The organism is Kitasatospora sp. GP82 (genome assembly GCF_029892105.1).
GTDB lineage: Bacteria > Actinomycetota > Actinomycetes > Streptomycetales > Streptomycetaceae > Kitasatospora.
In genome coordinates this window covers 209,907-223,697 of record NZ_JARZAJ010000001.1, presented here as the reverse complement: position 1 = coordinate 223,697, position 13,791 = coordinate 209,907, and the positions used below count along the sequence as shown (strand labels likewise).

At 73.6% G+C, this 13,791-nt stretch carries 13 protein-coding genes; 8 read left to right on the top strand and 5 right to left on the bottom strand.

Annotated features, from left to right (window positions below; all coding sequences use genetic code 11):
• Window positions 1-50: 50 nt before the first annotated feature.
• The 3 genes from P3T39_RS00980 to P3T39_RS00970 form a co-directional block, all read right to left on the bottom strand.
• Window positions 51-1,115 (bottom strand): hypothetical protein, encoded by a 1,065-nt coding sequence (locus P3T39_RS00980; RefSeq protein WP_280695278.1) that lies wholly within the window; start codon window positions 1,113-1,115, stop codon window positions 51-53.
• A gap of 98 nt (window positions 1,116-1,213) precedes the next feature.
• Complete coding sequence (locus tag P3T39_RS00975) at window positions 1,214-2,995, bottom strand: DUF3492 domain-containing protein (protein WP_280695277.1); 1,782 nt, start codon at window positions 2,993-2,995, stop codon at window positions 1,214-1,216.
• Between the two features lie 383 nt (window positions 2,996-3,378).
• Window positions 3,379-4,293: an alpha/beta fold hydrolase gene (locus tag P3T39_RS00970; RefSeq protein ID WP_280695276.1), complete on the bottom strand. Its 915-nt coding sequence runs from the start codon at window positions 4,291-4,293 to the stop codon at window positions 3,379-3,381.
• Window positions 4,294-4,546: 253 nt separating this feature from the next.
• On the opposite strand from P3T39_RS00970, the gene P3T39_RS00965 reads away from it, so the two are divergent.
• From P3T39_RS00965 to P3T39_RS00955, 3 genes are all read left to right on the top strand, one after another.
• The gene (locus P3T39_RS00965) at window positions 4,547-5,203 is read left to right on the top strand and encodes a TetR/AcrR family transcriptional regulator (RefSeq protein ID WP_280695275.1); all 657 of its coding nucleotides are present in this window, start codon (window positions 4,547-4,549) and stop codon (window positions 5,201-5,203) included.
• A 127-nt stretch (window positions 5,204-5,330) separates the two neighbouring features.
• A complete protein-coding gene (locus tag P3T39_RS00960) occupies window positions 5,331-5,558 on the top strand; it encodes a DUF3107 domain-containing protein (protein WP_280695274.1) in 228 nt (75 codons plus the stop codon).
• A 174-nt stretch (window positions 5,559-5,732) separates the two neighbouring features.
• Window positions 5,733-6,014 carry a hypothetical protein gene (locus P3T39_RS00955; RefSeq protein WP_280695273.1) on the top strand — a complete coding sequence of 94 codons (282 nt, stop codon included), beginning with the start codon at window positions 5,733-5,735 and terminating at the stop codon, window positions 6,012-6,014.
• Window positions 6,015-6,074: 60 nt separating this feature from the next.
• Here the strand turns inward: P3T39_RS00955 and P3T39_RS00950 are convergent, their stop codons facing one another.
• Window positions 6,075-6,803, bottom strand: a complete 729-nt coding sequence (locus tag P3T39_RS00950) for a ferritin-like fold-containing protein (RefSeq protein WP_280695272.1) — start codon at window positions 6,801-6,803, stop codon at window positions 6,075-6,077.
• Window positions 6,804-7,561: 758 nt separating this feature from the next.
• Between P3T39_RS00950 and P3T39_RS00945 the strand changes: the two genes are divergently transcribed.
• The 5 genes from P3T39_RS00945 (at window position 7,562) to P3T39_RS00925 (ending at window position 12,674) form a co-directional block, all read left to right on the top strand.
• Complete coding sequence (locus P3T39_RS00945; RefSeq protein ID WP_280695271.1) at window positions 7,562-9,202, top strand: DEAD/DEAH box helicase; 1,641 nt, start codon at window positions 7,562-7,564, stop codon at window positions 9,200-9,202.
• A gap of 282 nt (window positions 9,203-9,484) precedes the next feature.
• Complete coding sequence (locus tag P3T39_RS00940) at window positions 9,485-10,351, top strand: alpha/beta fold hydrolase (RefSeq protein WP_280695270.1); 867 nt, start codon at window positions 9,485-9,487, stop codon at window positions 10,349-10,351.
• A 308-nt stretch (window positions 10,352-10,659) separates the two neighbouring features.
• Complete coding sequence (locus P3T39_RS00935; protein ID WP_280695269.1) at window positions 10,660-10,806, top strand: hypothetical protein; 147 nt, start codon at window positions 10,660-10,662, stop codon at window positions 10,804-10,806.
• Window positions 10,807-11,083: 277 nt separating this feature from the next.
• A complete protein-coding gene (locus P3T39_RS00930; RefSeq protein WP_280695268.1) occupies window positions 11,084-11,722 on the top strand; it encodes a DUF6758 family protein in 639 nt (212 codons plus the stop codon).
• Between the two features lie 103 nt (window positions 11,723-11,825).
• Window positions 11,826-12,674: a PHP domain-containing protein gene (locus tag P3T39_RS00925; protein ID WP_280695407.1), complete on the top strand. Its 849-nt coding sequence runs from the start codon at window positions 11,826-11,828 to the stop codon at window positions 12,672-12,674.
• A 178-nt stretch (window positions 12,675-12,852) separates the two neighbouring features.
• On the opposite strand, the gene P3T39_RS00920 is transcribed toward P3T39_RS00925, so the two are convergent.
• Window positions 12,853-13,503: a suppressor of fused domain protein gene (locus P3T39_RS00920; protein WP_280695266.1), complete on the bottom strand. Its 651-nt coding sequence runs from the start codon at window positions 13,501-13,503 to the stop codon at window positions 12,853-12,855.
• Window positions 13,504-13,791 lie beyond the last annotated feature (288 nt).

The window sequence follows — 13,791 nt, the reverse complement described above, 5'->3', positions numbered from 1 at the left end:
CACGGCAGGTTGCGAGTGTTCGGATGGGCAGGTGTTCGGAACGGGCACTGTCAGAGCAGCGAAGGATCCGGGCGGTACGCCCCGGGACGGCCGAGGACCAGCCAGGCGTACGGCAGCAGCACCGCAGCCACCGCACCGCAGCAGAGCAGCCGACCGGCTTCCGGCGCCCGGACCGCCGCCAGCGCGGCACTGCCGCAGCCGGCCACCAGCACACCGGCCGCCGCCGGCGCGGTCCTGGCGGTACGCAGGAGGACGGCCGACGGCACCAGCAGCAGCCCCAGCACCGCCTGCGCCGCCCACTGCAGCGCGGACGCCCGGTACACCGTGGCGGACAGCAAACCGGCCCCGGCCCCCGCCCCGGGATCGAGCGCCGTCAGGGCGGCGAGCCCGGCGAAGGAGAGCACTGCCAGGAGCGCCAGGTGCAGGCCGAGCGCGACCGGCAGCACGGGGCGCATCCGGGAACGGAAGCCGCTCAGGGTCGCCGCCGAGCCGAGACTCAGCAGGGCGGCGTGCCGGAGCCAGCCCGCCGACCACTCCACCGAACCCATGCCCAGCGCGGCCGCCAGGCCCAGCACGGCTCCCGGTGGGTCGGCGGCCACCACCGGCACCCCCAGCAGGAGCCCCACCCCGAGGCCGTACCCGAGCCGGGCACCCCGTGGGCCCGGTCCTCTTGGGCCCGGTCGCTGCCGCCGCGCGATCGCGGCGTTGGCCGCCCGCTCGGCCGGCCGGATCCCGACCGCCGAGCGGACCGGCCGGACGCCGGACACCACGAGCGCGAGGGCCAGCAACGGCACTCCCGCGGCGGGGACCACCGCGCGCAGGACTACGGGTGCGGCGCAGGGCAGCCCGTACCGGAGGGCGCTGCCGAGCGCCCGCCCGCCACGCCGCCGCCAGGACGGCACGGGCGGCACGGGTGCGTCGGTGGGCAGGCGGCGCGGGAACCGGGCGTACAGCTCCTCCGCGAGCGCGAAGACGTCCGCGTGCCGGTAGCACCGGGCCTCCACCGGACCGAGCCCGGCATCCTCCAGGCCGACGGCGATGTCCAGCGGGTCGACCGCCTGCTCACAGAGGCCCCGGTACCGCTCCATCAACTCCCGCACCGGGTTCCCCGACAACCGCGCCGGATCCCTCGACGCCCCGGGGAGCGGCGACTGCGCCCGGTGCACCGTCGGCATGGCCGCCGACGACCGTAACGACTCCTCACGGCGGCCCATCAGACCGCCTCCGCCAACGCTCCCGGCTCCGCCGTGCCCACTGCGCCACTGCCTGCGCCCACCCGGGCCGCACCGAACAGCCGGGAAGCCCGGTCCTCGGGCCGGTCGCCGTTGCCCGTCGGCCTCTCCCCCGCGCCGACGGCCCACGACGTCCCCCGGCCGCGACCGGCCGCGACCCGGCGGGCACCACCCGTCGGACCGGTACCAGTCGGACCGGCACCAGCCCCTGGGCTCTCCCCCGCACTCGGTTCGCCCACGCCCTGCGGCTCGCCCAGGTACCAGTACTCGGCGGGGCGGGCGAAGGGCTGGGCCCGCTGCTGCTGCCGGGTGCCGGGGGCGGCCGGGAGAGCGTGTCGACGGGATGCCAGTTCCAGGTAGATCTCCCGGAAGGCCGTCACCACCGGCTCGACGGCGAACCGCTGCTGCGCCCGCAGTCGACCGGCCAGGCCGGTCCTGGCCCGGCGTTCGTGATCACCAAGCAGGGCCAGACAGGCTCCGGCCAGGGCCTGCGGGCTGCGCGGCGGCACCAGCAGCCCGGCCTGCCCGACCACCTCCCTGGCCACCCCGACCTCGGTGGTGACGACGGCCCGACCGCTGAGCATCGCGTCCGCCAGCAGCCGTGGACTGCCCTGCGCGAGGCCCGAGAAGACCACCACACTGGCCGCCGCCCAGATCCCGGCGGCGCCCGCGCCGCCCGGGCCCCCCTCGAAGGAGACGGCGGTGCCGAGCCCGAGCCGGGCGGCGATCGCCCCGCAGTGCGCCAGGTAGCCGGGCTCGCCCTCCTCGCCGTACATCCGCAACCGCGCCGAGGGCAGGTCGGCCCGTACCCGGGCGAAGGCGTGCAGCATCACCTCGGGGTCGTGCCCCGGCTCCAGCGCTCCGGCCCAGACCAGCGTCGGTACCTCGGGTTCGGGCCCGGCGGCCGCTCGGGCGACCGCGGCCGTGCCCTCGTGCACCACCCGGATCCGGTCGGGCAGGGCCCCGCAGTGCTGCTGCCAGCGCCGGTCGAACTCGCTGCCGGGGGTGAGCACGGCGGCCTGCCGGTACGTTTCCTCAGCCAGCAGCCGGAAGAAGCCGAGCAGGAGGGCCCGGACCGGCCACCGGTACGGCGCGGCCCGGTAGCCGCGGTACTGCTCGCGCAGGTGCAGGCCGTGCTCGGTGACCACGAAGGGCACCCCGTGCAGCTGCTTGGCCACCAGAGCGGGCAGCGCGGCCGGGCCGCCACCGGCCACGTGGCACACGTCGGCGCTGCCGAGCCCGCCGGTCTCGCTGCCGTACCAGGGGGCGGAGAGCGGTCGCAGGCACTGCTCCAGCAGGTCACCGGCGACCAGGACGTCGCAGACCTGCGGCTGCCCGGCAGCGGTGTCCGCGCCGGGCGAGCGCCAGATCGCCTCCAGGGCGCGCTGGGCGTGGCCGGAGGCCAGGAAGGCGGGCAGTGCGCCGTCCTCGCGGGCCAGTTCGGCCAGCCGGTACAGACCGGGGGCGAAGGAGGAGCGTTCGGCGGGCAGCACCAGGGCGCGCAGCAAGTCCCGGTAGGCGCAGAGGTACTGGCGCCGCCGGTGCAGCGCCGGGCCTCGCCCCGGCGGACGGCGGCCCCACATCACGAGCTCGTGCACCGCTGCCGGGCGGCCTGGTCTGGTCTCGACCGTGCAGCCCTGGCCGGCCAGCAGATAGAGCCGGAACTCGTGCTCGGCCAGCCCGTCCATCAGCCTGTCGCACCAGCTGTCTCCGGCACGCGGTGCGTCCGGGCGAGTGCCCTCGGTGAGCAGAGCGACGCGCACGACAACCTCCAGAGCTGAGTGATCGGGGCGGGGCGGTCCGGGACGGCGGAGGACGGCAGACCCGACCGGCAAGGCGGCCGAGCCCGGTCGGCCGCGAGACCCGGCGCGCCCAGGCCCGGTCTCAAGCGCAGCTGCGACGCTCGGGGAGGGCAGCACCCGCTACGGACCCGGAGAGATCGCCCGGTGGCCCGCTCAGCCGCCCCACGGGCACCGGCGGCTGCTACTCCCCCCACACCTGTTCGGTCCGACACCACGAAGGTAGAACCAAACCCCGGCGACTCCTCGGTCACCCGCCCGGTTCCACCTGAACGAGTGAACCCGCGTGACCTACCCCGGCGCGCCGCGTTTCAACGCGTCGCAACCGTCTCTCGCACGCAGGCCGCTCAGACCTCCGCCAGCAGCTCCCGCACCGCCCGCGCCACCTGCTCCGGGTGCTCCATCATCGCCACGTGCCCCGACTCCGGCAGCACCAGCAGTCGCGCGTCCTCGAAGGCCGCACAGGCCCGCCGTGCCGAGCGGTAGGAGACCAGCTTGTCGCGCAGCCCGTACACCAGCAGCACCGGCACCTTGATCTGCTCGGCCTGCCGCCACAGTGACTGGTCACCGCGCTCGGTGTAGGCGGAGACGATCCCTCGGGCCGAGCCGACCAGCGCGTGCATCGCGTGCGGCACTCCGAGGCGCCGCTTGTACTCGGCCAGCGCGCGCTCCCGCCGCGCGGCCGGGATGGCCACCACATCGCCGTAGACCAGATCCAGCAGGCTCTCGGTGGCCTCCTCCGGACTGCGACGGCCGACCGGGACGCGTCCGAGCAGCGAGGGCACCCCGGGAACCGCCAGCAGGCCGGTCGGCCAGGCGGTGCGCTGCGGGGGCAGTTCGGGCAGGGCGGGCGAGATCAGGGTGAGGCTGCGCACCAGGTCGGGCCGGAGCGCGGCGAGCCTGACGGCCACCGCGCCGCCCAGCGAGTTGCCGAACAGGTGCACAGGTCCGCGGCCGGACGCCTCCAGGTACCCGATCACGGCCCGGACATGGCCGGAGACCGAGAGATTGCCGTCCAGCGGCGGTGCGGAGCGCCCGAAGCCCGGCAGGTCCACGGCTTCGCCGGACACCTGGTCGGCGAGAGCGGCCATCAGCTCCGTCCAGTTCTCGCCCGAGCCGCCGAGGCCGTGTACGAAGAGCGCGGGCGCCAGCCCGTCTCCGTCGGCCGAGGGCCCGCTCACCGCGAGAACCGCCCCTGGGACGGCGACCGTACGGACCGGCGCGGCCTCGGCCGCAGCCACAACCTGCTGCTCAGCGCTCATGGAGGACGATGGTAGGGGGAGGGGTCCGCGGGCCCCGGACCCGCACCCCGCCGAAGCTTCCGATCTCACCCTCTGGACAGCACGGCCCCGCGCCGTATTGTGGGCTCCCGACAAGGCGGTCCCGCGCTTTTCTCGCCCGCACCCGGCGCAGATCCCATTACTCAAAAGTAGAATCAGTGACCTTGCCAGCTACACCCGGCACACCGTCCATCCCGTGGGCGCACTGCCGCAGACCGTCAAGTGAGGAGCGCCCGTGACGGCCATCCAAGAGGCGCAGGAGCGCCCGCGCGGTGCCCGCCTGCCGCGAAGCGCCCGCCGCGAACAACTACTCGGTGCCGCGCAGGAGGTGTTCGTCGCCCAGGGCTACCACGCCGCGGCCATGGACGACATCGCCGACCGCGCCGGGGTCAGCAAGCCCGTGCTGTACCAGCACTTCCCCGGAAAGCTGGAGCTCTACCTCGCACTGCTGGACAAGCACTGCGACGCCCTGGTGGACGCCACCCGCCAGGCACTCTCCGCGACCAACGACAACAAGCTGCGCGTGGCCGCGACCATGGAGGCGTACTTCAACTACGTCTCCAGCGAGTCCGGCGCGTTCCGGCTGGTCTTCGAGTCCGACCTGACGAACGAGCCGGCCGTGCGCGAGCGGGTCGAGCGGGCCTCGGACGCCAGCGCGACGCTGGTCAGCAAGGTGATCGCCGAGGACACCGACCTGCCGGAGGCGGAGGCCAAGCTGCTCGCCGCCGGGGTCTGCGGCCTGGCCCAGATCACCGCCCGCTACTGGCTCTCGCAGGGTCTGGAGATCCCCCGGGACGAGGCCGTCCGGCTGGTCGCCAGCCTGGCCTGGCGCGGCCTGAAGGGCTTCCCGATGCACCCCGGTGAGCAGGGCCAGGGGTCCTTGGCCGAATAGGCGATCACCGGACCTTCGCCTTGCAGCGGTGCCTGTGCTCTAAGGTGAAGCCGTACGGCGCGATCACCACGAGCAATCGTTCGAGGAGCCCGCGCGTGGATGGCTGCAACCCGGAGGGAAGGAAGCCGTGGAGGTCAAGATCGGCGTGCAGAACGCGCCTCGCGAGATCGTTATCGAGAGCTCGCAGTCCGCGGATGAGGTCGAGAGCGCGGTCGCCAAGGCGCTGGAGGGCACCTCGAAGCTCTTCTCGCTGACCGACGAGCACGGCCGCCGCGTCATCGTCCCGGCCGAGCGCCTGGCGTACGTGGAGATCGGCGAGCAGGCCGCGCGCAAGGTCGGCTTCGGCACCGTCTGAGGCGCCGTCGGCGCCACGGGCTCTACGGCGCTGCCCCGTCCCTTCTTGGAAGGGACGGGGCAGCGCCGTTTTCCGTGGCAGCGCGTATTTCCATGGATGGGCGTACCGCCGACAGCGTCGGGGTATGGCCGAAGCGGAACCCCATGTGCTCCGTTCGGCCCCGGGAGGCAGCCCGTGCTCGTCGAGTCGTTCGTCTTCGTGCTCATCGGTCTGACCGTCGGTACCGCGGCGCTGCTCCTGCTGCCCGAGTACTTCCCGGCGGCTCGCAGCCTGACGGTCGGCACCGCGGTGGTGGCGGCGCTGCTCGGCGGGCTGATCTCCCGCTACACGCTCGACACCCGGCTGCCCGGCCTCGCGCTGGCGATCTCCGCGGTCGGCTCGGCGCTGCTGGTCTCCGTCCTCGCCCGGCCCGAGCACGCCGCCCGGCAGGGGCGGCACCGCCACCGGCACGCCTGAGCGGGCCCCCGGACACCTGGTCGGCCGTGCGCCGTCCGGGAAGTGCGGGGCCCTCCGGCCCTAGGAGGCCAGTCCGAGGACGGCCATCCGCTTGGTGTGCGCCTCGGTGATCCGGTTGAACATCTTGCCGACCTCGACCAGGTCGAAGCCCTGCACATGTGCGCCGCCGACCAGCAGGTTGGAGAGGGCGTCCCGCTGGGCCACCACGCGCTGCGCCTGACTGAGCGCCTCGCCCATCAGCCGTCGGCCCCAGAGTGCGAGGCGTCCGCCGACCCGGCCGTCCGCCTCGATCGCCTGGCGCACCCGGTCCACGGCGAACTGCGCGTGTCCGGTGTCCGCCATCACCCGCAGCACCAGCTCGCGGGTGTCGTCGTCCAGCCGGACGGCCACCTCGCGGTAGAAGTCGGTGGCGATCGCATCGCCGACGTACGCCTTGACCAGGCCCTCCAGCCAGTCCGAGGGCGCCGTCATCCGGTGGAAGGACTCCAGCGGCTCGACGAAGGGGCTCATCACCTCGGTCGGGTCCGCACCGACCTCCACCAGGCGGTCGTGCAGCAGCTGGTAGTGCTGGAACTCGGCGGAGGCCATCCGGGCCAGCGCGGCCTTGTCGGCCAGGCCGGGGGCGAACTTCGCGTCCTCGGCGAGCCGCTCGAAGGCGCTCAGCTCGCCGTAGGCGAGCGCGCCGAGCAGGTCGAGAACGGCGGCCCGGTAGCCCGGGTCCGCCGCGCACGCCGTCCAGTCGCCGATCGAGCCGATCGGGTTGCCGGCGCCGGATTCCTGGGTCTCCATCAGTCCTCGCTATCAGATGCCCCGTTGTACTGTGCGACTCTGCCACAGCACAGCGGTCAGGTCCTGACCGCCATGAGCCCGTATTGACGGAACGGGTGGCAAGCTCCCGGCCCGCGCGGGGCGGAGTCACGGTTCGCCACCCTAGACCGGCCGGCCCCTGACCTCGGACGCTCCCGACGTCCACGGCTTCCACGTTAGCCGCGTCACATGTTCGAGTCGTCGCTTGACTGTATGGTGGTAGCGAGGCTTGGTGATTTGCGCGGCCGGCCACCCCACGGCGGGCCGCGCATACGTGCTCCGTACGGACACCAGGCGCTCACGTACGCGGATGCCCGGTCGGAGAGCCGATCGGCTCCGACCTTGGCTTGGACTTCAAGCCTTGGCACCGCATCAGTGGCCGAGCGAGGGCCGTTGCGGACCGCGCCGATCCGGCGAAGGTCCCGCGCCTGGCTCCTCACGGGAACCCTCCCCCACGCCGCCGGACGACGCGCCCGCCCTTCGGGCCGCTCGAATCGGCAGGTCGCAGGGGCAGGCGCGGTTGTGCGTCCCACAGCTGCTGCTGGGCCTGGCAGGCCCGCGAGCAGCCGTGCGGCTGCCCGCCCCGCCTCTCGCTCTCGGCCCCACCACATGGAAGAGGCAGCACCCTGTCCACCACCGTTGAACCCGCCAAGACCACCTTCCGGGAGCTGGGGATCCTCCCGGAGACCGCCGAGGCCCTGGAGGCCGTCGGCATCGTCCACCCCTTCCCCATCCAGGAGATGACTCTCCCGGTCGCGCTGACCGGCCACGATGTCATCGGCCAGGCCAAGACCGGCACCGGCAAGACCCTCGGCTTCGGCCTCCCGCTGATCGAGCGGGCCATCGTCCGCGCCGACGTGGACGCCGGCCGGGCCACCGAGGAGCAGCTCTCCGACAGCCCGCAGGCGCTCATCGTGGTGCCGACCCGCGAGCTGTGCACCCAGGTCACCAACGACCTGCAGACGGCCGGCAAGGTCCGTAACGTCCGCGTGCTCGCGGTGTACGGCGGCCGCGCGTACGAACCGCAGGTGGAGGCGCTCAGGAAGGGCGTCGACATCGTGGTCGGCACCCCGGGCCGGCTGCTCGACCTCGCGGGCCAGCGCAAGCTGGACCTGTCGAAGGTCCGCGCGCTGGTCCTCGACGAGGCCGACGAGATGCTCGACCTGGGCTTCCTGCCCGACGTCGAGAAGATCATCACCATGCTGCCCGCCAAGCGGCAGACCCTGCTCTTCTCGGCCACCATGCCGGGCCAGGTCATCAGCCTCGCCCGTCGCTACATGAGCCAGCCGACCCACATCCGGGCCGCCGCGCCGGACGACACCGGCCACACCGTCGCCTCCGTCGACCAGCACATCTTCCGGGCCCACTCGCTCGACAAGGTCGAGATGGTCTCGCGCATCCTGCAGGCCGAGGGCCGCGGTCTCGCGATGATCTTCTGCCGGACCAAGCGGACCGCGGCCGATGTGTCCGAGCAACTGACCAAGCGCGGCTTCGCGGCCGGCGCGGTCCACGGCGACCTCGGCCAGGGCGCGCGCGAGCAGGCCCTGCGAGCCTTCCGCAACGGCAAGGTCGACGTCCTGGTCTGCACCGACGTCGCGGCCCGCGGCATCGACGTCGAGGGCGTCACGCACGTCATCAACTACCAGTGCCCCGAGGACGAGAAGACCTACCTGCACCGGATCGGCCGCACCGGCCGCGCCGGGGCCTCGGGTACCGCCGTCACCCTGGTCGACTGGGACGACATCCCGCGCTGGCAGCTGATCAACAAGGCGCTGGACCTGTCCTTCAACGAGCCGGAGGAGACGTACTCGACCTCGGCCCACCTGTACGAACTACTGAAGATCACCCCGGGCACCACCGGTGTGCTGCCGCGTGCCGAGCGCACCCGCGCCGGGCTGAACGCGGAGGAGGTCGAGGACCTCGGCGAGACCGGCGGTCGCGGCGCGCGCACCGGCCGGGCGAAGGGCGCGCGCGGTGGCGCTGCCGCTGCCGCAGCCGAACCCGCCGCCGAGGCTGCGCCGGCCGAGCATCCGGCCCGGGCGCCGCGGCAGCGCCGCCGCACCCGTGGTGGCGTGACCTCCGAGGGCGTCGAGGGCACGGTGGCCGCTGCTGCGGCCGAGAGCATTGTGGCGGCTCCGATCGCCGCGGTCTTCTCGGACGGGGCTTCGGACGCCGCTTCGGCCGAGGGCGAGGCTCCGCGCCGTCGCCGTCGCCGTCCGCGCAGCGCCGCGAGCGGCGAGGCAGCGGTGGGCACCGAGGCCGTGGCGGCCCCGGACGCCGAGGCCGGTGACGCCGAGGCCGGTGAGGCCCCGCGTCGCGCCCGTACGCGCACCCGCACCCGCCGCACCACCGCAGCCCCCGAGGCCACCCCGGAGAGCTGAGCCACCCGAACGGGCGGGCCGGATCGACCACGATCCGGCCCGCCCGTCGGCGTTCCCGCACCCCGTCCCCCGGGTCGGCCGCCCGCTGCGGCAACCCGGAGGAGAGTGCACGGCCCTCGGGCAGGGCGGTGCCGGCGGGGACGAGAGGCCCCGCCAGTAGGCACTCACCGGAGCCAGTTGCACTGTTCAGGGGCGAGGCTCTGGGATACCCCGTCCTGATGGGCTACCTACTCGCGGACGCTCTAAGCTCGGGGAAGTTGTGGCTACCGAGGAGTAGAGCCGATGAGCACGCCACCGTTTCTGACCCTTCCGGCCTGCGCGCGGGCGCTGCGGGTGGAGACCGCCCGGGGCGCCTTCGCTGCGCTGGAGGCCGTGCCCGAGGGTCGGACGGCGCGTGGGACGGCCTTGCTGGTACCGGGGTTCACGGGCAGCAAGGAGGACTTCATCGCCCTGCTGGAGCCGCTGGCGACGGCCGGCTACCGGGTGGTGGCGGTGGACCAGCGCGGGCAGTACGAGACCGGCGGCCCGGCCGATCCGGCCGTGTACGCGGTCGACGAGCTGGCCCGCGACGTGCGCGCGCTCTCGGCGGAGCTCGCCGGCCAGGGGCCGCTGCACCTGCTCGGGCACTCCTTCGGCGGCCAGGTGGTCCGCCAGGCCGTCCTGGCAGCGGCTGCCGAGGGCTCCGCACTGCCATGGCGCTCGCTGACGCTGCTCGCCACCGGCCCGGCCGCGATCGACCCCGGCGAGGCCGCCCGGACCAAGCTGCTGATCGACGCGCTGGGGTCGATGGACCTGGAGTCCATCTGGCAGGTCATGCGGCAGCTGGACGCGGACAAGGGCGCCCCGGCCCCGCGCCCGGAGATCGCGGACTTCCTGCACCGCCGCTGGCTGGCCAACGTCCCGCAGGCACTGATCGCCATGGGCACCCATCTGATCGCCGCCCCGGACCTGGTCGCGGAGCTGGCCGCCGTACCGCTGCCCAAGCTGGTGCTCTCGGGCGTGCGGGACTACGCCTGGCCGGTCGAGACGCAGTCCCGGATGGCAGAGCGCCTGGCCGCCCGTCGGGTGGTGGTCGCCGACGCCGGGCACTCCCCCAACGCCGACCAGCCGAGCGCGACGGCCACCGCGCTCGACGAGTTCTGGGCCTGAGCCCCGGCCGCCTCCCGACCTGACACGGTGCGCCCGGGCTCGCCGGGCTTCGGCAACACAGGCGACAAATTTCGTTAGTTCAGGTAATATTTGATTCTGTCCGGGAATCATCGCGCCTGCCACCCCGTTGACCTTGAAGGCGACAGTTCGCCGAAACCAGGACTTTACGGACGGGCAACCACCCGGAAGCAGCGCTGCGGCACCCTGGTCCACAGGTCGCACGAGGAAGCCGCTCGCCGCCCGGAGCACGCGCACAACGACCGAGCCGAATCGCCCCCAAGCCAGTGGGGCAGGGAAAGGAGAGGCCAATGCGTTTCGAGATCCTCCGACTGGACGACGCCCAGGGCGCCGTCACCGACCGCCTGATCGCCGACGCCGAGACCGTCCGCGAGTTCGTCGAGGCCGCCGCCCGCACCGGGGAACGCCTGTACATCCGCCCGTGCAAGGCGGCCTGACCCACGCCGGACCGACCGAGGCCCCCACCGAGGCCGCGTCCGACGTTCCGAGACCTGACTGACGCCCAGTCACCCCCCGACCCGGATCCGGGTCGTTGACGGGGCGTCAGTGCGTTCGCGCTCCGTTCACCCTGCGGAGACGTTTGCCACCGCCCGTCACCGGACATGCCCTTCCGGGGCAGCTGCCACCACCGGCACCCCGGGGGAGCAACGTGACGCACTCCGTACGGGTGATCGTCCTTGACGCGGCGCTCCGGAGGGAGGAGCGTTGTCCGCTATGAGGGGCGAGCCAAGCTGCCCGAGGTGCGCCGGTCGGGTCCGCGCGCCCGGCCTCTTCTCCGACACCTGGCAGTGTGACCAGCACGGCGCCGTACATCCGGTGCAACCGGTGGTGCCCCCGAGCGTGGAGGCACTGAGCGTGGCAGTGGCCCGCTCGCAGGTCCCCGTCTGGCTGCCCTGGCCGCTTCCGGTGGGCTGGCTGTTCACCGGTATCGCGCACGCCGGGGACGACCGCTCGGGCGCGCGGGCGACGGCCGTGGCCTGCTCGGGCCCCGCCCCGCTGGGTGGCTTCGGCGAGCTGGTGCTGGTGGCCGAGGAGCTGGGCATCGGTCTCGGCGCCCGGTACGCGGGCCTGCCGGGTCCCGACCCCGGCGACTCGGTGTCGCTCTACAAGCCCGCCGACGCCAAACTGCTGGCGGCCGGGCGGCCGACCCCGATGTTCCACGTACCGGACGCGCCCTCCGACCGGGCCGTCTTCGTCGGCGAGGCACGCGGACTGTGGCTCTGGGCGATCGCCTGGCCCGAGCAGTCGGCGCTGATGATGTACGACGAGCTGGTCCTCACCGATCTGCGCGACGCCGGCGCCGAGCTCGAACTGCTGCCCTGCGGGGCGCTCTCCCCGCGCCTGCTCGGCTGACTCCGGGGCACTCTGCCCGCACTCGCCCGGCCGGCTCTCCGCCGGGGGCCGCTGACTATCCTGGGGCGCACCCGCCCGCCTTCCTCCTGGAGTGTCAGAGACCGTGCGCATCGACCTGCACGCCCACAGCAACGCCTCCGACGGCACCGACTCCCCCGCCGAGCTGATCGCCGCGGCGGTCACCGCCGGGCTCGACGTGGTCGCGCTGACCGATCACGACACGGTGGCCGGACACGCGGAGGCAGCGGACGCCGTCCGAGGCACCGGGCTGACCCTGGTCCCGGGCGCCGAGCTGTCCTGCCAGGTGGACGGCATCAGCATGCACCTGCTGGCGTACCTCTTCGACCCGGTCGAGCCCGCTTTCGCCGCCGAGCGCGAGCTGGTCCGCACCGACCGGTTCCGGCGCGGGCGGGCGGTCGTCGAGCGCTGCCGGGAGCTGGGCGCGCCGATCAGCTGGGAGCAGGTGCAGAGGATCGCGGGCAACGGTTCGGTCGGCCGCCCGCACATCGCCAGCGCCCTGGTCGAGGCGGGCACGGTCGCCAGCGTGTCGGACGCGTTCACCCAGGAGTGGCTGGCCAACGGCGGCCGGGCGGACGTACGCAAGCACGAGACCGACCCCGTGACGGCCGTCCGGCTGGTCAGGGCCGCCGGCGGGGTGCCGGTCTTCGCCCACCCGGGGGCGGTCAAGCGCGGCCGTACGGTCTCCGAGCAGGTGATCGCCGACCTGGCGGCGGCCGGTCTGGCCGCGCTGGAGGTGGACCACCTGGACCACGACGAGGAGACCCGCGAGCGCCTGCGCAGCCTGGCCGCCGAGCTCGGACTGCTCACCACGGGCTCCAGCGACTACCACGGCACCCGCAAGACCGTCCGCCTCGGCGAGTACACCACCGACCCCGAGGTGTACGAGGCGCTGATCGCCCAGGCGACCGGGGCACGCCCGATCACGGGCTGACCGTCCGACGAGGCCCGGCCTCCCCCGGGGCGGGGAACTTGTGGCCTTCAGGGGCGGGAACTGCGCGAACGACCATGCACTGCCTTCGGCGGAACTACCCGAACAGCCATGCACGCCCCTGAGAACCCCGCTGCTCCCCGCCCCTGAAAACCGCGAGCAGCGCGCGGCTGACGGATGGTCAGTCCAGTGGTACGCCCCGGCGCTGCGGGTCGCGCAGGTCGGTGCCGTGGCGCAGCCAGCGCTCCTGCAGCGCGTCGGCGCCCTGGACTCGCTTGAACGCGGCCTCGTTGGGCGTCATCGGCAACAGCGGCAGGAACCGCACCGGCTCGGCCGGCTCGGCCAGTTCCAGGTCCGGGATCAGGCCGCCGGGTTCGGCGGCGAGCACCGAGGTGAACGGGGCCCCCTCCCAGAGCGGCGAGCCCAGATCCAGCGAGCCGCCCGGGGCCAGCACCAGGCCCTCGACCTGCGGAGTGGCGGCGAAAGTCGCCAGCGTGCGGAGCACGTCGTCGCGCCCCCCACGGACGGTGAGCACCAACTCGACTCGGGGTCCGCGCACCGGATCGGCCACCACCGAGGTGGGGTCGGCCATCGGCGCAGCCGACATACCGAGGGTGACGTACCTCACCAGCCCGTCCGCGTCGGGGCCGAAGCGCAGCACCTCGATCCGGTCGGCACCGAGGAAGGTGACGGCCGCCCGGCCGCTGGATTCGCCGAAGGTCGCCAGCAGGCGGGCCTCGACGGCCGTCAGTACCGCCTCGCGGGAGAGCTCGTCCTGACCGGCTCCCGAAGGGTCGGTGGGGTCGCCGAAGAGGGGGAAGTCGTGCGCCATGCGCCGACCCTAACGCCATGCCGTGCGAGCGCGCCCAAACCCCCCGTCGTTGTTCACCCGTCGACTGTTAGTGTGAGCAGCCGGCCACCGGGGATCCTCTCCCTGGGCGGCGGCATGAAGGAGGTGGTTGCGGTGGATACCAGCCGACCATGCAGTACCGGCAGCTCTGCCCGGCCGCCGCGTCGCCTTCACCGCACTTGCCGTTGATCTCCTCCTGATCCGGCAGCCGAAGCGGCGTCAACTCGGCCGGGAGAGCGCCTTCCCCGGAGCCGCGCAGTCCTCATGGTG